Source organism: Micromonospora sp. NPDC047730 (assembly GCF_043204765.1).
Taxonomy (GTDB): domain Bacteria; phylum Actinomycetota; class Actinomycetes; order Mycobacteriales; family Micromonosporaceae; genus Micromonospora.
Window position 1 is genome coordinate 106,977 of the sequence record NZ_JBIDCU010000014.1, and the last position, 18,760, is coordinate 125,736.

Annotated in this window: 17 protein-coding genes and 1 riboswitch; of the genes, 7 read left to right on the top strand and 10 right to left on the bottom strand. The window is 75.1% G+C overall.

Annotated elements, in window-relative coordinates; all coding sequences use genetic code 11:
* The first annotated feature begins 2 nt into the window (after nt 1-2).
* Complete coding sequence (locus ACGF5G_RS26875) at nt 3-1,727, top strand: CDP-glycerol glycerophosphotransferase family protein (RefSeq protein WP_393267580.1); 1,725 nt, start codon at nt 3-5, stop codon at nt 1,725-1,727.
* Between the two features lie 19 nt (nt 1,728-1,746).
* On the opposite strand, the gene ACGF5G_RS26880 is transcribed toward ACGF5G_RS26875, so the two are convergent.
* The 5 genes from ACGF5G_RS26880 to ACGF5G_RS26900 form a co-directional block, all read right to left on the bottom strand.
* The gene (locus ACGF5G_RS26880; protein ID WP_393267583.1) at nt 1,747-2,490 is read right to left on the bottom strand and encodes an alpha/beta fold hydrolase; all 744 of its coding nucleotides are present in this window, start codon (nt 2,488-2,490) and stop codon (nt 1,747-1,749) included.
* 108 nt (nt 2,491-2,598) lie between these two features.
* On the bottom strand, nt 2,599-3,444 hold the full coding sequence (locus ACGF5G_RS26885) for a C39 family peptidase (RefSeq protein ID WP_393267586.1): 846 nt from the start codon (nt 3,442-3,444) through the stop codon (nt 2,599-2,601).
* A 220-nt stretch (nt 3,445-3,664) separates the two neighbouring features.
* Nucleotides 3,665-3,806: riboswitch (cyclic di-AMP (ydaO/yuaA leader) on the bottom strand.
* 404 nt (nt 3,807-4,210) lie between these two features.
* Nucleotides 4,211-4,969 (bottom strand): hypothetical protein, encoded by a 759-nt coding sequence (locus ACGF5G_RS26890; RefSeq protein WP_393267589.1) that lies wholly within the window; start codon nt 4,967-4,969, stop codon nt 4,211-4,213.
* 216 nt (nt 4,970-5,185) lie between these two features.
* Nucleotides 5,186-5,623, bottom strand: a complete 438-nt coding sequence (locus ACGF5G_RS26895; RefSeq protein ID WP_393267591.1) for a hypothetical protein — start codon at nt 5,621-5,623, stop codon at nt 5,186-5,188.
* 189 nt (nt 5,624-5,812) lie between these two features.
* Nucleotides 5,813-7,093: an acyltransferase family protein gene (locus ACGF5G_RS26900; protein ID WP_393267594.1), complete on the bottom strand. Its 1,281-nt coding sequence runs from the start codon at nt 7,091-7,093 to the stop codon at nt 5,813-5,815.
* 261 nt (nt 7,094-7,354) lie between these two features.
* On the opposite strand from ACGF5G_RS26900, the gene ACGF5G_RS26905 reads away from it, so the two are divergent.
* From ACGF5G_RS26905 to pseI, 4 genes are all read left to right on the top strand, one after another.
* Nucleotides 7,355-8,680, top strand: a complete 1,326-nt coding sequence (locus ACGF5G_RS26905) for a polysaccharide pyruvyl transferase family protein (protein WP_393267597.1) — start codon at nt 7,355-7,357, stop codon at nt 8,678-8,680.
* An 89-nt stretch (nt 8,681-8,769) separates the two neighbouring features.
* Nucleotides 8,770-9,909 carry a glycosyltransferase family 2 protein gene (locus ACGF5G_RS26910; protein WP_393267600.1) on the top strand — a complete coding sequence of 380 codons (1,140 nt, stop codon included), beginning with the start codon at nt 8,770-8,772 and terminating at the stop codon, nt 9,907-9,909.
* Nucleotides 9,910-9,935: 26 nt separating this feature from the next.
* Nucleotides 9,936-10,439, top strand: a complete 504-nt coding sequence (locus tag ACGF5G_RS26915) for a GNAT family N-acetyltransferase (protein ID WP_393267761.1) — start codon at nt 9,936-9,938, stop codon at nt 10,437-10,439.
* Nucleotides 10,436-11,488, top strand: a complete 1,053-nt coding sequence (gene pseI, locus ACGF5G_RS26920) for a pseudaminic acid synthase (protein WP_393267603.1) — start codon at nt 10,436-10,438, stop codon at nt 11,486-11,488. Before ACGF5G_RS26915 ends, pseI begins: the two co-directional genes overlap by 4 nt.
* A gap of 140 nt (nt 11,489-11,628) precedes the next feature.
* Here pseI and ACGF5G_RS26925 read toward each other — a convergent pair whose 3' ends face one another.
* Genes ACGF5G_RS26925 through ACGF5G_RS26945 form a run of 5 tightly spaced genes read right to left on the bottom strand, consistent with a single transcriptional unit; the run spans nt 11,629 to nt 16,372 of the window.
* Nucleotides 11,629-12,852, bottom strand: coding sequence for an acyl-CoA reductase (locus tag ACGF5G_RS26925; protein ID WP_393267606.1), 1,224 nt, complete (start codon nt 12,850-12,852; stop codon nt 11,629-11,631).
* A complete protein-coding gene (locus tag ACGF5G_RS26930; RefSeq protein ID WP_393267609.1) occupies nt 12,849-13,901 on the bottom strand; it encodes an acyl-protein synthetase in 1,053 nt (350 codons plus the stop codon). The genes ACGF5G_RS26925 and ACGF5G_RS26930 overlap by 4 nt, the downstream gene beginning before the upstream one ends.
* On the bottom strand, nt 13,895-15,304 hold the full coding sequence (locus tag ACGF5G_RS26935) for an AMP-binding protein (RefSeq protein WP_393267763.1): 1,410 nt from the start codon (nt 15,302-15,304) through the stop codon (nt 13,895-13,897). The genes ACGF5G_RS26930 and ACGF5G_RS26935 overlap by 7 nt, the downstream gene beginning before the upstream one ends.
* 53 nt (nt 15,305-15,357) lie before the next feature.
* Nucleotides 15,358-16,149, bottom strand: coding sequence for an SDR family NAD(P)-dependent oxidoreductase (locus ACGF5G_RS26940; protein WP_393267611.1), 792 nt, complete (start codon nt 16,147-16,149; stop codon nt 15,358-15,360).
* Entirely contained in the window at nt 16,130-16,372 is a 243-nt protein-coding gene (locus ACGF5G_RS26945; protein ID WP_393267614.1) for an acyl carrier protein, read from the bottom strand. The genes ACGF5G_RS26940 and ACGF5G_RS26945 overlap by 20 nt, the downstream gene beginning before the upstream one ends.
* 246 nt (nt 16,373-16,618) lie before the next feature.
* Between ACGF5G_RS26945 and pseB the strand changes: the two genes are divergently transcribed.
* Both pseB and ACGF5G_RS26955 read left to right on the top strand, forming a co-directional pair.
* On the top strand, nt 16,619-17,602 hold the full coding sequence (pseB, locus tag ACGF5G_RS26950; RefSeq protein WP_350706545.1) for a UDP-N-acetylglucosamine 4,6-dehydratase (inverting): 984 nt from the start codon (nt 16,619-16,621) through the stop codon (nt 17,600-17,602).
* Nucleotides 17,599-18,756, top strand: coding sequence for a DegT/DnrJ/EryC1/StrS family aminotransferase (locus tag ACGF5G_RS26955; protein WP_393267617.1), 1,158 nt, complete (start codon nt 17,599-17,601; stop codon nt 18,754-18,756). The genes pseB and ACGF5G_RS26955 overlap by 4 nt, the downstream gene beginning before the upstream one ends.
* Nucleotides 18,757-18,760 lie beyond the last annotated feature (4 nt).

Here is an 18,760-nt window from a genome sequence, read left to right on the forward strand (position 1 = left end):
ACATGCGTGGTGACCTGGTCCGGAAGCTGATCGCCCGCGCCCTGGCCACCGGCCTGGCGGTGCTGGCGTTCCTCGTCGTCGCGCTGACCGGCGCGACCGGCTGGGGGCTGGGGCTGGCGGTGGCCGCCCTCGCGGCGGCCGCCTGGGAACGGCGGGTCCGCCCGGGCGCCGACAGCGTCGCCGAGACCGCGCTGGTCGCGGCGGCGGTCCTGGTCGGGTACGCCCGGCGCCTCGACGCCGGTTTCGACCCCGCGCTGGCCGCGACGGCGCTGGTCCTGCTGGGGCTGGTGCTGCTCGTCGGGCCGCTGCGGGACGCCGGCGGCCTGGAGGTGCGCGCCGCGAACCTGCCGGTGCGCACCTGGACGCCCCTGGTCGCCGCGCGCCTCGGCGACGCCCTGCTGGGGCTGCTCGCCCTGGTGGCGGCGGCCGCCGCGGCGACCCTGCCGGCCGGGGTGGCGCTGGGCGCCGTCGCGCTGGTCGCCGCCGGCGCCGGGGCCGTCGGGCTGGACCTGGCCCGGCGGCGGTTCCGGCCGGGGGCCGGCGGGTCGGCGGTCTCCCGCGCGCTGCGCCGCCACCAGCCCGAGTTCCTGCTCCACTTCTCCGCCCCGCCCGGCTCGGAATACCAGGTCACCATGTGGCTGCCGTACCTGGAGCGGATCGGCCGGCCGTTCCTGGTCATGGTGCGGGAGCCGGAGTTCCTGCCCACCGTCGCCGCGGCCACCACCGCGCCGGTGGTCTACTGCCCCACCACCAAGGCGATGGACGAGGCGCTGGTGCCGAGCCTGCGGGTGGCGTTCTACGTCAACCACGGCGCGAAGAACAGCCACTGCATCCGCTTCACCCAGCTCACCCACGTCCAGCTGCACCACGGCGACAGCGACAAGGCGCCCAGCGCCAACCCGGTCTCCGCCATCTTCGACCGGATCTTCGTCGCCGGTCAGGCCGCCGTCGACCGGTACGCCCGCGCGGGCGTGGACATCCCGGCGGAGAAGTTCGTGGTGGTCGGCCGGCCGCAGGTCGAGTCGATCGAGGTCCGCCCGGAGCCGGTGCGCGGCCTGCCGAACCCCACGGTGCTCTACACGCCGACCTGGACGGGCCACCACGCGGACGCCAACTACTGCTCCCTGCCGGTGGCCGAGGCGCTGCTGCGCGGGCTGCTGGCGCGGGGCGCGACGGTGATCCTGCGGGCCCACCCGTACACCTCGCAGAACCCGGCCTCGGCGCGGCAGCTCGGCCGGCTCACGGAGCTGCTGGCCGCGGACCGGGCCCGGAGTGGCCGGCAGCACGCCTTCGGCGCCGCCGCCCGCGAGCTGACCCTGACAGAGTGCGTGAACCGCTCGGACGCGCTGGTCTCCGACGTGTCCGGGGTGATCTCCGACTACCTCTACTCCGGCAAGCCGTACGCGGTCACCGACATGGGCGACGAGGGCGACCGGTTCGCCGAGCGGTTCCCGCTGGCCGGCTCGGGCTACGTGCTGCGTCGCGACATGTCCAACGTGGACGAGGTGCTGGCCGCGCTGCTCGACACCGACCCGCTCGCCGCCGCCCGCTGGGCCACCCGGAGCCGCTACCTGGGCGACTTCCCGGCCGAGTCGTACGCCGAGGCGTTCCTGGGCGCCGCGCGGCGGCTGCTCGACGCGGACTGGAACCCGCCGACGCCGCGCGCCGTCGGCGGGACCGGCCTGCCGGTCGAGCCGGACGAGGCGACCCTCTCCCCCACCACCTGACCGGCCGGCACCTCGCGGGTCAGCGGTACGGGTCGACCAGCTCCAGGACGGCCTCGGGGGCCTCGACGTGGGCGTTGTGGCCCAGGCCGGGCAGGGTGGCGACCGGCACGCCCAGCTCCTTGAGCTGGGCGTCGGTGACCATGGGGTCGTGCTCGCCGCGGGCCAGCAGCACCGGCACGTCCGTCGCCGCCAGCAGGGCCCGCAGGTCCGGCTCCCCCACCCCGAACGCGGCGGGGTCCATCGCCAGCCGCCAGCGGCCGTCGACCTGCCGCAGCCCGGCCTCGACCACCGGGTGGTCCGGCGCGAAGAGCCCGGTCAGGCCGGCCACCCGCAGGTACCGGCGGGCCGCCTCGTCCCGGCTGGCGAACCAGGTCACCGGTCGGGCGGCCAGCTCCCCGGCCTTCGCCAGCTCGGCCGGGGACCAGACGGCCTTGATGCCGAGCCCGACCACGGCGTCGACCGGCAGCCCGGCGCGGCGGGCGGCCAGCGCCAGCCCGACCACGCCGCCGAGGGAGTGCCCCAGCACGACGAGCCGGTCCCCCGCCGCGAGCCCCGCGGCGACCCGGTCGGCCAGCCCGGCGAACGAGTACGCCGACAGCGGCGGCGACCAGCCGTGGCCGGCGAGGTCCGGCGCCAGCCACCGCCCCGCCCACCGGCGCTCCAGCAGCGGCGCCCAGGGCAGCCACACGTCCCCGGTCGCGCCCATGCCGTGCAGCAGCAGCAGGACGCGCCGGCCGTCCCGGTCACCCGATTCGTCGGCCATAGGCCGCAGTGTGCCACCCGCCGTACGCCCCGGCGAGGGCCGTGACCCGGAGACGACATCGGGCGCCGGCTCCCGGGGTGGGGAGCCGACGCCCGACGGGTGTCTTTCTCAGGCGGAGTAGCCGCGGGTGGCGGCCCAGTTCGCCAGGGCGATGGTGGACATCCAGTACGACGCGGTCGCCGGGTTCGCCGAGTCGGCGATCTTCACCTGCCGGCCCTCGTCCTGGTAGCCCACGACGGCGATGTAGTGGCCGCCGGGGAACGAGTGCCAGCCGCCGTCGGTGTCGGTGGCGCTGCCGGCGACGTTCACCACGACACCCCGCCCGTCCGTGATGGCGGCGACCACGTCGGCCTGGAGCTGGTCCATCTGCGCCGGGGTCGCGGCACCGCCCGGGATCATCCGGGTCCGGTACGGGTCACCCTTCACCGTCGCGTTCAGCACCCGGGTGGTGTCCTCGGCCGAGTCGGTGCCCATCTCGTCGGTGCCCAGCTGGGCGCCGAGGGCGTCCTGGCTGCGCGCGATGCCGGCGGCGCTGAGGGCGTGCCGGACGGCGGCCGGACCGCAGTTGTAGAAGGTGGTCTGGGCCTGGTAGTCGTAGTCCAGGGACTTCGCCTTCGGCGGCTTCGGCGGCTCCGGCTTGCGGGTCAGGTCCGGGTTCGGGGCGGCGCTGGTGGCGCTGGCCGACGGAGCGGCGCTGGACGCGGCCGGGGCGCCGGTCGACGGGGCGGTCGCGACGCGGGCGTCGCCGCGCGAGGCGACGCTGCCGTCCCGCAGCTCGCTCACGGCCACCGGGGCCTGTGCGGCGGCGGGTGCCTCGTCGGTGCCGGCCAGCAACGCGCCGGTGCCCGACGCGAGCACGAGCGCCGCGGCCGACGCGGCGGCCACCTGGTACGGACGCTCGGACGTGAGGCGACGGAGCTGACGCTTGAGGTGGTGCTTCACGGTTTCCTCCACGGGCTCGGGGGGTGAGCGGCCGCCGGTCCGCGCAGGGGGGACCGACCGCGCGGACGGCGTCCGGCGGTGGTGGACCACTCAGGGGATGCGCCCGGGATGCCGGGCGACGGGCGGTGACCGGTGGGTCAGCTCGCGGCGTGCGGACGGGCGAGCGCGGGCACCGCGGCGCCGTGGAGGCGCCGGAACGACCGGGGGGCGGGTGGGTGCTGCACGGGGATGGAACTCCTTCCGACGCCGCCGACCGGGTTAGCTGACGGATTCGGGCGGGAAGAACGCCCTACCGCGGGCCGTGGCCCGCGGATTCACCCCGATGTTGCACTGGGTCCCCGGCTCGCCTGTTCACGATTAGGCGGGTCGGCGCGGCGTCGCCTCTTGCGATCGGTTACCGCACCGGACGGGCCGACACTACTGGCCGGCCCGCGCCCTGCCAACCCGCTCCCACCTGCCTAAACCTTGATCTCCGGACTTTTTTTGCGGTCAGCTCGGCACTGACGCGACTCAATGGGACGACCGTTTCCTGACGCACCTTGCGTCGACAACCGGACGAGCGGCGGACATCGGCGCGGAATCGTCGGCGGGAATCGGCCGGGCCGCGCCGGATGACCGGTTCGGCGCCGCTATGACCGGCGTCACGAAATTGCCCGGCGGTGTCAGCCCACCCGCGCGGTCCGCCAGCGCGCGGCGAGCGCGGGCCGACCCCCGGCGGTGTCAGCCCACCCGCGCGGGCCGCCAGCGCGCGGCGAGCGCGGGCCGACCCCCGGCGGTGTCAGCCCACCCGCGCGGGCCGCCAGCGCGCGGCGAGCGCGGGCCGACGCCCGGCGGAGACCGGCCGGGCCGCCGGGAGCCGGCCCGGCCGGAGCCGGACCGCTGCGGCGTACGCCTCCCCGGCCAGGGCCCGCGCCGCCTCGGCGGCCAGGTCGGCGTCCCGCCACGCCGCCCGTTCCCGCTCGGCGGCGGCCCGGTGGGCGGCCCGCTTCGCGTCGCGTACCGCCCGGGCCAGCGCGATCTCCTGCTCGACCGGGTGCCGGCGGGGATCCCAGCCGACCCGGCGGCCGAACACCTCGCGGAGTTGGCGGGTGGAGAGGTCGCCGCGCCAGTGGGCCGCCACCGCCGCGTGGTGCAGCCAGCGCTCGCGGGCGGCGTACTCGGCGGGCGTGCGCGGGGTGCGCGGGGCGGGCAGGGCGGCGGCCCCGGTGAAGCGGCGGGCGGCGGTCTCCGCCTCGTCGTACGCCCGCCAGGCCCGGTCGGCCTCCTCCTGGGCGGCGAGCCAGTCGGCCCGCCACCGCCGGGCGGTGCGGGCGGCCCGGCCCGCCGCGACGGCCACCTCCTCGGCGTAGCGGCGCAGGTCGGCCGCCTCCGCCACGGGGTCGACCGCGGGCGGGGCGACCGGCTCGTCGGCCGGACAAAGCCGCTCGGGGCGGGCGACCAGCACGGCGAGCACGGTCAGGGCCAGCAGGAGCAGGGCGGACCAGATGGCGGCGGCCCGCGGCACCTCGATCAGGAACTGGTAGACGACGGTCTCCATGGTCGGCACCTCACGGGGAGCGAGTGCGTCAGCGGGTCGCACGCGGCGCCCGGGTGGCGGGGCGTGGCGGTGCCACGCCCCGCCGCCGGGACGGGCGCGGGTGGTGGAGAGCGGAGGACGGGCACCTGTCAACGCCTGCGATAGCGGAAGGAGCCCTTCCTACGCCGTGCGGCGGGCGTGGTCGCGGGGCGCGCGTGCCCCGCGGGATGGTGCGGATCAAACGTGCGGCGGGCCCCGGGGGCCGGCCGCGCCGGGGGTGTGCCCGCCCGGCGCGGGGGCCGGGCCGGGGGTGACGGCCCCGGCGGCCTCACCCGGGTCGGCCGGAGCGGCGGGGTGGCCGGGGCCAGCGGCGGCCCGGTCGACGGCAGCGGCCCGGTCGACGGCGGCACCGTCGGAGAGGACGCGGTGGTCGGCGACCGCCACGGGCGGGTCGGCGGGTGCCAGCGTGACGGGGAACGCCGGGGCCGGGGGCGCCCAGGCGTCAGCCGGGGGCGCCCAGGTGTCGGTCGCGGAAACTCCGGCCTGGGCCGAGGCGGCGGCGGAAAGGGCCCCGGCGCCGACGGCGAACGCGACCGCGACGGCGAGGCCGGTCAGCAGCCGCGCGGCCCACCGCGCCACCCACCACAGGGGACAGGTGAGCGCGACGGGAAGCACGCGACCACGCTACCGCCGATGCCGCCGGTCCGCATCGCCGCCCGGCGTGTCCCGTCTGCGGCGGTCTCGGCGGCCCTCCGGACCGGTGCACTGCGCGCCCGGCCGTCCACCGGAGGACCGCACGGGCCAGGGTGGACGGGTGGTCCGGCCGCCCCAGTGGGTCGACCTGTGTCAGTGGACGCGATCGTCCTACGCCCGGGGGCGCGGCCGGCCGGCCGTCGCACGGGACTCGACGTACGCCGGTCGGCGGTCCGCCTCCGGCTCGGCGTGCCGGGGGCGCGGCACGACGCGTCCCCGCTCCCCCGGCACGGCCGGCGCTCGCTCCCCTGGTCGCTGCCGCGGGGCGGCCACACCTTCGACCGGCGGCGTCGCCCGGGCCGGGCGGCGCGGGCCGAGCAGCCGCATCATCGGCGTCTCGACGAAGCGGTGCAACGCTCCGGCGAGGGCCAGGTTGGCCAGCAGGAAGCCGAGCACCGCGGCCAGCCCCCACCAGCCGCGGTACCCGACGCCCCAGTCGCCGGTGAGCCGGAGCACGGTCACCATCACCAGCACGTGCACCAGGTAGAAGGCGAAGGAGACCTCGCCGAGCCAGACCATCGGCCGGGACCGCCACGGCGACCGCCGCCCGCGCACGTCCGCGTCCGCCGCCGCGGTGATGACCAGGATGTACGCCACCGCGAGCAGGGCCGCCCACAGCTCGGCGCGCACCCACTGCGCGGCGACCACCCAGGTGGCCACAAAGACCAGGCTCGCCACCGGCAGGCCCGGCCCCCGCCACCGGCCGCGCCGCATCAGCTCGGCGGCGGCCACGCCCATCCAGAACTCCAGGGACCGGACGGGCGGGAAGATCTGGGTGAACCACCAACGGCTCTCCTCGGGCACCAGGGCCTGGGCCGGCCAGAGCGCCAGGATCAGCAGCGGCACCGCGACGACCACGGTCCACAGTGCCCACGGCCGGGCCCGGCGGAGCAGCGGCAGCGCCAGCGGCAGGCAGAGGTAGAAGAAGAACTCGCAGGACAGCGACCAACTGACCGTGTTGATGCTGTAGAACGCGCCCGGCCGAGGGTCCCACGCCTGGAGCAGGAAGAGGTTCTCCACCGCGACGCCGCGGTCCACCGGGTCGGCGAACCAGGCCGCGACCAGCAGGGCGAGCGCCCACAGCGCCACGTGGCTGGGCCAGATCTTGGCGATCCGGCGACGCCAGAACGCCCGGCGGGAGTCGGTCGGCCGGGCCGACCACACCAGCACGAAACCGCTGAGGATGAAGAAGAACTGCACGCCGGACAGGCCCAGGGTGAAGACCCAGTTCACCACTGCCCGGTGGTCCGGCTCGGCGATGATCCCCATCGTGCCGGCGTGGAAGCCGAAGACGAGCAGGGCCGCCACCCAGCGCAGCCCGGTCAGCGAGGGCAGCCGACCGGCCGGGGGCGCGGGCCGGGCCTCCGGCGCGACGGTCGCGGCCCCCGTCATGCCGGCGGCCCGGCGGTCCGCAGGGTCACCAGCACGTACGTCTCCTCCTCGGCCGTCGGCGGGCGGCGCAGGACGGCCCGCGGCGGCCTCCGGTAGGCGCCGCCGCCGGGCACCCTACCCGCCGCCCCGGATGTCCCCCTGCGTCCCCGTCCACCGCGTGACGGTTCCGTCCCTCCGCGTGGCGGAGTGACGCGCGTCTGTGCCGGGGTCGGCCGGTGGCCTAATATTCCGTGACCCGAAGGTGACGAGAGGCGGGGACGGATGCACCAGCGGATCCTGATGCGGGCGAAGAAGGGCCCGTTCGACGTCTACTCCCCCGAGGAGGCCTTCGAGGGGAACTGGATCGGCGAGAACAACGGCAACCTCGTCTTCAGCCACGCCGCGCACAAGCTGCTGCAGACCAGCACCACCGAGATCACCCCGACCGAGTTCAAGGTCAACCCGCGCGACGCCGACATGATCAACGAGCGGTACGACGTCTACGTCGTCCCGCTCGCCAACGCCTTCCGGCGCAGCTATGCCCACCGCATCGAACTCATGACGAAGCTCGTCGAACGGCTGAAGATCCCGGTGGTGGTGCTCGGGGTGGGCGTGCAGACCGACGTCAAGGGCGACCGGGAGTACCTGCGCCCGATCGACGACGCCGTCACCCGCTTCGTCCGGGCCGTGCTCGACCGGTCGCACAGCATCGGCGTACGGGGTGAGATCACCGAGGGCTACCTGCGCACGCTGGGCTTCTCCGCCGTCGACGTGATCGGGTGCCCGTCGATGTTCCTGCACGGCGACAGCCTGCGGGTGGAGAAGCGGAAGGCGACGCTGGCGCCCGACGACCGGCTCGCGCTGACCGTCTCGCCGTACGTGAAGTCGATGGCGAAGATCATCGCCCGGCACCACGAGCGGTACCCGAACCTGCGTTACCTGCCGCAGGACCTCAAAACGCTCGGCACCCTGCTCTACGGCGACGCCCCCGACGACCGGGGCAAGTCCAGCGCGATCCCGATCCACACCTCGCACCCGCTGTTCACCGAGGACAAGGTGCGCATGTTCGTCGACCCCTGGACCTGGATGGACTACCTCTCCGGGTTCGAGTTCGCCTTCGGCACCCGGATCCACGGCACCATCACCGCGCTGGTCGCCGGCACGCCCGGCTACCTCTTCGCGCACGACTCGCGCACCCTGGAGCTGGCCCGGTACTTCGACATCCCGCACCGGGTGATGAAGGAGGTGCCGGCCGACGTCGACGCCGCCCAGCTCTACGACGAGGCGGACTACACGGCGCTCAACGACGGCCACAAGGCACGCTACGAGACCATGCTCGCCTTCCTCGCCAAGCACGACCTGGGCAACGCCTTCGCCGACGGCGACAGCGCCGCCCGGTTCGACGCGCGGGTGCAGGCCACCACCTACCCGCCCGCCGTGCGGCCGGCCACCGCGACCGCGCCGGACGTGCTGCTGGAGCGGATCCAGTGGCTGCGGGACCGCAACGCGGCGCTGCACCAGGACGCGGAGACGCTGCGGGAGCAGCGCCTGCGCACCCGGGTCAAGCGGGTGGTGGGCGGCCCGGTGAAGCGCATCCTGAACCGTTAACCCGGCGCTGGGCGGCTGTTCAGGGACTCCACCTTCGCCGGCAACGTGAGGTTCCGGGGCCGTCCATCCGCGCGGTCGATGGTGTCGGCGTGGTCATTGAGCCGACGCAAGCACCGCTGCTGAGCATCGTCGTGCCCGTGTACGGCGTCGAGCCGTACCTGTACCAGTGCCTCGAGTCGATCCGCGCCGACATCCCGGCCGGCGAGGCGGGCGCGGTGGAGCTGATCGCGGTGGACGACGCCTCCCCGGACCGCTGCGGGGAGATGCTGCGGTCGTACGCGGCCGGGCGGGTCGGCATCCGCACCGTCCACCTGACCGACAACGTCGGCCTCGGCCTGGCCCGCAACGCCGGTCTCGACGAGGCCACCGGCGCGTACGTCTGGTTCGTCGACAGCGACGACTGGCTGCCGCCGGGCACGATCCCGGCGGTGCTGGACCGGTTGCGCAGGGACCGGCCCGACGTGCTGATGCTGGACCACCTGCGGGTGCACGAGGGCGGCCGGCGGGAGGTCGACGCGAGCAGCCACCTGCTGCGCGGGGTGCCGGGCGTGGTCCGCCTCGCCGACCGGCCGCAACTGCTGAAGGTGCAGCACACCGCCTGGAACAAGGTGGTCCGCCGCGGATTCATGGCCGAGCTGGAGCTGCGCTTCTTCCCCGGCTGGTACGAGGACATCCCGTTCAGCCACCCGCTGCTGATCGGCGCGGAGCGGATCTCCGTGCTAAACCGGGTCTGCTACCTCTACCGGCAGGGCCGGCTCGGCGCGATCACCTCCACCCGCAGCCGCCGGCACTTCGACGCCTTCGACCAGTACGAGCGGCTCTTCGACTGGCTGGACCGGCACGCCCCGGACGAGCGGCTGCGGGCCGAGCTGTTCACCCTGATGATCAGCCACTACCTGGTGGTGGCGGGCAACGACGGCCGGCTGCACCCGCGGCTGCGCCGCGCGTTCTTCCGCCGGGTCGCCGAGCACTACCGCCGCTACCTGCCCGACGTGGGCTACTCCCGCCCCGCCGGAGTCGCGGGGCTCAAGCATCGCCTGGTCGGGCGGAACAGCTACCTCGCGTACGCGGCGCTGCGCCGGGCCCACCGGGCGGCGGGCCGGGTGCGGGGCGCCCGGCCCGTCCCGCCGGCCCTCCCCTCGCCGGAGGCCGGCCAGGCGGAGGCCGGGCAGGCCCCGGAGGCCGGGACGGCGGCGGACCAGACCACCGCGATGGCGAGCCGCCGATGACCGGGCTTCCGACGACCGAGCCTCCGGTGGCCGGGCCGCTGCGGCCGGCAGACGGCGGCGACCTGCACCGGATGCTGCTCTGGCGCAACCACCCGCAGGTGCGCGCGGTGAGCCTGACCAGCCACGAGATCGGCCTGGTCGAGCACACCGCCTGGTGGGCGAGGGTCCGGGTCGACCCGGACCGGCGGGTGCTGGTGCACCTGCACGACGAGGTGCCGTCCGGCATCGTCACGTTCTCCGGGGTCACCGCCCCGGACCGGGCCCTGACCTGGGGCTTCTACCTCGACGTCGACGGCCTGGACGCCCGGGGGCAGCTGCTGCCCGCGTGGCTGTCGCTGGAGCGGGCCGCCATCGCGTACGCCTTCGACACCCTCGGGGCGGAGACGCTGGGCGGCGAGACGCTCGCCGCCAACAAGCCGGTGCTGGCCCTGCACCGGCGCTTCGGATTTCGCGAGGTCCGGCGCTACGAGCGGGACATCGACGGCACGCCGCACCAGGTGGTGTGGACGGAGAAGAGCAGAGGAAGATGACGGCGACAGTCAAGATCGGCCCGTACACGGTCGGCCCCGGCGAGCGGCCCCTCGTGGTCGCGGAGATGTCCGGCAACCACAACGGCAGCCTGGACCGGGCACTCGCCATCGTCGACGCGGTGGCGGCCAGCGGGGCGCACGCGCTCAAGCTCCAGACGTACCGGCCGGACACCATCACCATCGACGTGGACGCCCCCGCGTTCCGTCTCTCCGACGGGCACGACCTGTGGGGCGGCGAGCGCCTCTGGCAGCTCTTCGAGCGCGCCCACACCCCGTACGAGTGGCACGCGCCGATCTTCGAGCGGGCCCGCCGGCACGGTCTGACGGTGTTCTCCTCGCCGTTCGACGCGACGGCGGTGGAGCTGCTGGAGGAGCTGGACGCGCCCGCGTACAAGATCGCGTCGTCGGAGCTGGTGGACCTGCCGCTGATCCGGCTCGTCGCGGCCACCGGCAAGCCGCTGGTCATCTCCACCGGGATGGCCACCGTCGGCGAGATCGACGCGGCCGTCCGCGCCGCCCGGGAGGGCGGCGCCGGCGGCATCGTGCTGCTCGCCTGCACGGCGTCCTACCCGGCGCCCCCGCAGGACAGCAACCTGCGCCGGCTGCCCGTGCTGGCCGACACGTTCGGCCTGCCGGTGGGCCTGTCCGACCACACGCCGGGCATCGGCGTCCCGGTCGCCTCGGTGGCGTTCGGCGCCTGCCTGATCGAGAAGCACGTGACGCTGCGCCGCGCCGACGGGGGCGTCGACTCGGACTTCTCGCTGGAGCCGGCGGAGCTGACCGCCCTCACCGTCGAGTCGGAGCGGGCGTGGGCGGCGCTGGGCGGCACCGCGATCGGGCCCACCCCGACCGAGCGGGAGGGGCTGCGGTTCCGCCGGTCCCTCTGGGTGGTCGAGGACGTCCGGGCCGGCGACCCGGTCACCGCGGCGGTCGTGCGCTCGATCCGGCCGGCCGGCGGGCTCCCCCCGGCCGACCTCGACCGGGTGCTCGGCCGCGCCTTCACCCGGGACGTGCCGAAGGGGACGCCGCTGAGCTGGGACCTCGTCTGAGGCCACCCGCACCGAGAAGGGGGGCCGGGCCGCGCGGCCCGGGCCCCCTTTCTCGTGCGACCGCCCGGGACGGGCGCCCCCCTTCTCGTGCGACCGCCCGGGACGGGCGCCGGCCTCCTCGTGCGACCGCCGGGGTGGAGTCAGTCGGCGACCGTGACCAGCCGGACGAACTCGCGGAGCAGGTCGTGGCCGTCCCAGACCGGCGCGAAGGTCAGCGCCGCGCCGAACGGCACGATCCGGTCGATGCCCCGGCCGCCGAGCCGCCGGGCGAAGTCGACCAGTTCGGACCGGGTGAACCCGAAGTGGGTCAGCGTCTGGTCCCGCCGGCGCACGAACGGCGCCAGCTCCGCCAGTTCTCCCAGGGTGACGAAGCCGAACGTCCCCGCGCCGAGCCACTCCCGGGGCGCCGCCGCCGGCCCGTCCAGCTCCAGCGTGGTGACGAGGTTGTCGTGGAACACCATCCGGGCCACTCCCCCGTCGGCGGCCAACCCGTACGCGCCGACCCGCTTCTCGACGGCCATCGCCGCGTCCACGTCCCAACCCCGCTCCCGCACGGCCACGCCGAGCAGGGCCACGAACTCGGCCCGGACGGCGTCGGCGCGCCGGGCGTCGCCGACCAGGAACACCGCCCGGGGCGACGCGCAGGCCGCCTGGTCGAACCAGTAGGCGTCGTTGGCGAACCGCGCCACGGCGTCCCGCCGGGCGGCGAGCGGGGCGGCCTCCCAGCCGGCCACCGAGAGCACCGCGAACGACGAGCGGTCGGGGAAGGTGAGGTCCCGCGCCGCGGGGGCCAGCGGGTGCCGACGCACGGCGGTCACCGCCCGGTCGCCGCCCCAGATGACCCGGACGTCGCAGCCGGCGCTGAGCCGGCCGGTCACCGCGTCGTCGTGGCCGTACGTGACCATGCGCTGGGTACCGCCCACGACCGGGTCGGCGGCGTCCAGGCTGTCGTTGAGCACGTCCAGGATCGCGTCGGCCGCCGCCGCCGAGCGGGGCGACACCCGGACGACGTTGGTGTTGCCGGCCAGCGCGGACAGCGCCCAGGAGTAGACGAAGATGGTGTCCACGTTGGCGGGCGGGATGTGGAACACCACGCCCCGGGGGAAGGCGAGCACCCCGTCGTCGAGCCCGGCGTGCAGCCGCTCCACGCCGCGCAGCAACTCCCGGCGGCGCAGGAAGAACCCGAGCGAGCCCAGCTCCGGATGGCGGCGGGCCAGCGCCGGGGCCAGCAGCCGCCGGGAGACCGAGGTCAGGAAGTCCACGATCCGCTCGTCGCCGACGGTCAGCGGCGGGTCGGCGGCCGGGGGCAGCAGGTCGTCCACCGGCACCTCCGGCCCGGCGGGGAACCTCATCCGTACCGTCATGCCTGACCTCCGACGTAGGTGTCGCTGCAACCCCGGGCCTCGGCGCGCGGCAGCCGGCCCAGCACGCTGAACCGCTTGCCCGGCCAGTGCCCGTCGTCGACGCCGTGCACCACCCCGAGGTCCTCGGTGAGCAGCACGTTGCCCGGGTAGGAGGTGGGCAGGGTGCTGAGCACCTCGATCACGCCGGGCGTGCCGATCGGCGCCTCCCGCCAGGTGACCGGGTCGCGGACGATGACGTCGGCGAAGTCCGGGCAGTAGAGGGAGCCGCCGTCGGGCCCCTCCAGGAAGACCGTGCCGATCTGCTCGACCATCCCGTAGAAGTTGTGGATCCGCTCCAGGCCGGTGTCCGCGCCGAGCCGGCGGCGGAACTCGGCGTTGTCCACCGCCTGGTCGGCGAGCTTCTTCCAGCCGCCGGAGTGCACCAGGATCCCGTTCGACAGGTCGAGTCCGTGGTCGCGGGCCACCTCGTAGAGGTAGCGCCAGACCATGAAGGTGAAGCCGAAGACCAGGAACGGCGCATCGCCGTGCCGGGCCAGGAAGTCCTTGAGCGCCGCGACGTCCGGCCGGTCGTCGGCGTCGAGCAGCCACAGGTGGTCGCGGCCGAAGTTGACCATGCCGAGCGCCCCGGCGCCGCGCGCCGAGTAGGAGCGCCGGTCGCCGACCACGCCGGCCCGGTCCACCACCACCATCGGCAGCCGGCGCGGGCCGAGCACGGCGCCCAGCGTGCGGGCCAGCATCCGGGACTGGGTGGCCGCCGCCTCCCGGTCCAGGTGGATCCGGCTGACCTCGCCGGTGGTGCCGCTGGAGGTGAGCACCCGGATCACCTCGTCGTCCGGCACGCTGGCCAGCTTGCGGGTCTTGAACAGCCGCACCGGCAGCCAGGGCAGGTCGGCCAGCGTCGCGACGTCGCCGTCCGCGCCGCCCAGGGCGTCCAGGATCCGCGCGTACGGCGGGCAGTGGCGCCGGTGGTGGGCCAGCAGCCCGAGCAGTTCGGCGCGGAGCCGGTGTTCCTTCTCGGGCTGGGTGAGCGTGAACACGTCGGTCAGCACTGTGCCTCCAGCGCGCGGTAGTCGGGCTTGCCCGTCGGGGTCAGCGGGAGGGCGTCCACGCCACGCACCTGGACGCCGGACGAGTGGGTGCCCAGCGCCTCCGCCACCTCGGCGCGGATCCGGGCGAGCCGGTCGGCGTCGGCGCCCTCGGCCACCACCACCAGCCGGTCCGCGCCCGCGATGGCGGCGACCGGCCCGTGGTGGCCGAGGGACCGTTCCACGTCGTCGAGGTTGACCCGGACCCCGAACACCTTGGCGATCCGCTTGATCCGGCCGGTGACGTGCAGGAACCCGTCGGCGTCGAGCCGGCCCAGGTCGCCGGTGGCGAGCACGCCGCCCAGTTCGTCGGGGCGGGCCAGGTCGGCCGCCGTCTCGGCGTAGCCCATCATCACGTTGGGCCCCCGGTAGACGATCTCGCCGGTCCGGTCGGGCGCGGTCGTCTCCGTGCCGTCGTCGGCGCGCACCGACAGCGCCCCGCCGGGCACCGGCAGTCCCACCGAGCCGAGCTTCTCCGGCAGCCGGTCGGGCGGCAGCACCGTCATCCGGGCGGTCGCCTCGGTCTGCCCGTACATGACGAAGAGGCGGCCGGCCACCTCGGCCATCCGGCCGTGGAAGTCCGCCACCAGCTCCGGGTGCAGCCGGCCGCCGGCCTGGGTGAGCGTCCGCAGCCGTTCGTGCCGGGCGGGCGCGAAGCGCAGCCGGCGCAGCATCTCGTACTGGTAAGGCACGGCGGCCAGGGAGGTGACCCGGTGCCGGTCGACGGCGGTCCAGAACTCGCGGGAGGTGAGGCCGGAGCGCTCCAGCAGCACGGTGGCGCCGGCGTGCAGGTGGCTGGTGAGCACCGACAGCCCGTACGTGTAGTGCAGCGGCAGGGTGGTGGGGGCCACCTCGTCGCCGTCGATGCCGAGCGCGGTGGCGATGGCCGCCGCGTTGGCCCGCACCGCCGCGCCGGAGAGCCGCACGAGCTTCGGGTTGCCGGTCGAGCCGGAGGTGGTCAGCAGCAGCGCCAGGTCGGGGTGGGGCGCGGGTCCGGCGGGCCCGGTGCGCCGCCAGGCCGGGCCGAGGCCGACCGGGCCCGGCTCGTAGCCGTCGACCGGCTCGGGGCCGGTGAGCAGTACGGCGGGACGGAACCGGTCGACCAGCTCGCGCAACGCGCCCGGCGTGACCTGCGGGTCGAGCAGCGCGACCGCGCGACCGGCCTGCCAGGCCGCGAGGATCCGCAGCACCGCGTCGATCTCGGCGGGGGCGGCGGCGAACACCACGCCCGGTGGTTCCCGGTCGAGCAGCGCGGCGAGGTCGGCGACCCGGGCGGCGAGTTCGGCGCCCCCGACCTGCCGGCCGGTCGCCGCGTCCACCAGCCGGGCGTCGGGGTGCGGCAGACCGGCCGCGTCGGGGTGCGGCAGACCGGCCGCGTCGGGGTGCGGCAGAGCGGCCGCGTCGGGGTGCGGCAGACCGGTCACAGGGTCAGCCCGCCGTCCACGCCGAGCACCTGGCCGGTGACGAAGGCGGCGGCCGGGGAGAGCAGGAACGCGACCACCTCGGCCACCTCCTCCGGCTCGCCGAGCCGGCGCAGCGGCGTGGCGTCCACGCGGGCCCGCCGGCCCGGCTCGTCGAGGTCGGCCAGCAGGTCGGTGCGGATGAAGCCCGGCGCGACCGCGTTCACCCGGATCCCGGCCGGACCGAGCTCCTTCGCGGCGGCCCGGGTGAGCCCCTCGACGGCGGCCTTGCTGGCCGCGTAGACGGCCTGGCCGGCCGCTCCGGCCGAACCGACCAGCGAGGCGGTGAGCACCACCGCCGGCCGGTCGCCCCGGCGCAGCAGGCGCGATCCCTGTTGCAGCGTGTGCGCGGCACCGGCCGCATTGACCGCGAACAGCCGGGTCACCGTCTCGTCCGGCACCGAACCCAGCAGCCCCGCCTCGTGCACCCCGGCGTTGACGACCAGCGCGTCCAGCCCCCGCCACCGCGCGAAGACGGTACGCATCGCCGCCCGGACCTGGTCGGGCTCCGCCACGTCGCCGTGCACCGCGAGGTGCGGTCCGCCGGGCAGTTCGGCGGCCACCTCGTCGGCGGAGCCGGGCAGCCGGCCGTGCACCACGACCGCGCAGCCCTGCGCGGCGAGCCGCCGGGCGACGGCGCGGCCGATGCCCCGGGTCGACCCGGTGACCAGGACCCGACGGGCGGGCGCGTCCCGGCCGACGCCCGGCCCGGACGCGGCGGCCGTGCCGGTGTCAGTCGGTGAGGACGACACCGTGCTTCTCCAGGATCAGCCGCGCGCGGTCGAAGGAACTGAGGTCGATCACTTCGTCGGTGTCCAGCATGACGCCGAACTCGTCCTCGATGGCGGCCACCAACGACATGTGCGCGAGCGAATCCCATTTCTCGATTCCGCGATATTCGAGACTGTCCACGACGGCGTTGTCGGAAAGCTCCAACGCCGCGCGGAAGACGACCCTCAGTCGCTGAAGTTCCACCGCGATTTCCTCCGTAACTGGTCCGCACGCCTCGACGTGCGGGCCGAGTGTAGCCGAGGCCGAAGGCCCCTCAACCTGGCCCTGAACTGGCGAAAAGTGTTTGCCTGCAAGGTGTTCCGCATTCACTTCAGGCGCGGCGACCGTTCACCGAAGGGCGTCGAGGTGTTAACCCGCCGGGTCTAGCGTCTCGATCCGGTCGACCGGGCAAGGTCGCCGCGGAAACAACCACGACCACGGGAGCACCAATTGAGCGAGTTGAATGGGTCTTCCATTCTGATCACCGGCGGTACCGGTTCCTTCGGGAAGACGTTCCTCCGGCACGTCCTCACCGAGGCCGACCCGGCCCGGGTGGTGGTGTTCTCCCGCGACGAACTCAAGCAGTACGAGCTGCGCCAGCAGCTCGGCGACGACCCACGGCTGCGCTGGTTCATCGGTGACGTCCGGGACCGGCACCGGCTGACCCGCGCGATGCACGGGGTGGACCACGTGGTGCACGCCGCCGCGCTCAAGCAGGTGGACACCGCCGAGTACAACCCGTCGGAGTTCATCGCCACCAACATCACCGGCTCCCAGCACGTCGTGGACGCGGCGATCGAGGCCGGCGTGAAGAAGGTCATCGCGCTCTCCACCGACAAGGCGTCCAGCCCGATCAACCTGTACGGCGCGACGAAGCTGGTCGGCGACAAGCTGTTCGTCTCGGCCAACCACTACGCCGCGCAGCACCCGACCCGGTTCGCGGTCGTCCGCTACGGCAACGTGGTCGGCAGCCGGGGCTCGGTCGTCCCGCTGTTCCGCCGGCTGGCCGCCGAGGGCAAGAGCCTGCCGGTGACCGACAAGCGGATGACCCGATTCTGGATCACCCTCGACCAGGCGGTCCAGTTCGTCATGGACTCGTTCGACCAGATGCAGGGCGGCGAGCTGTTCGTCCCGCGGATTCCCAGCATGCGCATCCTCGACCTGGTCGAGGCGGTCGCCCCGGAGGCCACCACGCACGAGGTCGGCATCCGCCCCGGCGAGAAGCTGCACGAGGAGATGATCGCGCCGGACGACAGCCGCCGGACCCTGCGCGCGAAGGACCGCTACATCGTGCAGCCGACCATCGCCACCTGGGGCTACCAGCCGCCAGTCGGCTGCGAGCCGGTGCCGGACGGGTTCGCGTACCAGTCGGACAGCAACGACGAGTGGCTCAGCGTGGAGCACCTGCGCGACATGCTCGGCATCGCCGCATGACGGGGCTGCTCCCGTACGGCCGGCAGTCGGTGACCGGGGACGACGTCGCCGCCGTGGTCGCCGCCCTGCGCAGCGACTGGCTCACCACCGGCCCACAGGTCGACGGGTTCGAGGCCGACCTGGCGGCGTGGACCGGCGGCGCCGGCTGCGCGGCGGTCTCCAACGGCACGGCGGCGCTGCACGTGGCGTACGCGGCGGCCGGGGTCGGTCCCGGCGACGAGGTGGTCGTGCCGCCCATGACGTTCGTGGCGACCGCCAGCAGCGCGGTCGCCCTCGGCGCGAAGATCGTCTTCGCCGACGTCGAGGACGAGACGTTCACCCTCGACCCGGCGGCGGTCGCCGCGGCGACGACCAGCCGGACCCGGGTGGTGTCCGCGGTCGACTACGCCGGCCACCCGGCCGACTACGACGCGCTGCGCGCCGCGACGGCCGGCACGGACGCGCTGCTGCTCGCCGACGCCGCGCACTCGATCGGCGCCACCTACCGGGGGCGGCCGGTCGGCTCGCTGGCGGACCTGACCACGTTCTCGTTCTTCCCGACGAAGAACCTCACCACCGCCGAGGGCGGCGCGGTCGCCGCCACCGACCAGCACCTGCTGAAGCGGGCGCGCCGGTTCCGCAACATCGGCCTGGTCCGGGAGCGTGACGAGCAGCGCTGGCCGGACGAGGGCGGCTGGCACCAGGAGGTGCACGAGTTCGGGCTGAACTACCGGCTGCCCGACGTGCTCTGCGCGCTGGGCCGCAGCCAGTTGCGCCGGCTCGGCGACTTCCTGGCCCGCCGGGCCCGCCTGGTCGCCCGCTACGACGAGGCGCTGGCCGACCTGCCCGGCGTGCTGACCCCGGGCCGGCGGTCCTGGGCCGCCCCGGCGTGGCACCTCTACCCGATCCGGGTGCTCGACGGACGCCGCCGCGAGGTGTACGACCGGATGCGCTCCGCCGGCATCGGGGTGCAGGTCAACTACATCCCCGTGCACTGGCACCCGGTCTTCGCCGACCTGGGCTACCGGCGCGGGTCCTGCCCGGTGGCCGAGTCGTTCTACGAGCAGCAGCTGTCCCTGCCGCTGTTCCCGGACCTCACCGAGGCCGACCAGGACCGCGTCATCGACGCCCTCGGCACGGCGCTGCGCGCCGCCACGGCGCGTTCCGCCGCCTGAGGGG

What these genes read in the sequence shown, in the direction of transcription:
- ACGF5G_RS26875 (WP_393267580.1), top strand. Translation starts at nt 3, where the DNA reads ATGCGTGGTGACCTGGTCCGGAAGCTGATCGCCCGCGCCCTGGCCACC.
- ACGF5G_RS26880 (WP_393267583.1), bottom strand. Translation starts at nt 2,490, where the DNA reads ATGGCCGACGAATCGGGTGACCGGGACGGCCGGCGCGTCCTGCTGCTG.
- ACGF5G_RS26890 (WP_393267589.1), bottom strand. Translation starts at nt 4,969, where the DNA reads ATGGAGACCGTCGTCTACCAGTTCCTGATCGAGGTGCCGCGGGCCGCC.
- ACGF5G_RS26900 (WP_393267594.1), bottom strand. Translation starts at nt 7,093, where the DNA reads ATGACGGGGGCCGCGACCGTCGCGCCGGAGGCCCGGCCCGCGCCCCCG.
- ACGF5G_RS26905 (WP_393267597.1), top strand. Translation starts at nt 7,355, where the DNA reads ATGCACCAGCGGATCCTGATGCGGGCGAAGAAGGGCCCGTTCGACGTC.
- pseI (WP_393267603.1), top strand. Translation starts at nt 10,436, where the DNA reads ATGACGGCGACAGTCAAGATCGGCCCGTACACGGTCGGCCCCGGCGAG.
- ACGF5G_RS26925 (WP_393267606.1), bottom strand. Translation starts at nt 12,852, where the DNA reads ATGACGGTACGGATGAGGTTCCCCGCCGGGCCGGAGGTGCCGGTGGAC.
- ACGF5G_RS26955 (WP_393267617.1), top strand. Translation starts at nt 17,599, where the DNA reads ATGACGGGGCTGCTCCCGTACGGCCGGCAGTCGGTGACCGGGGACGAC.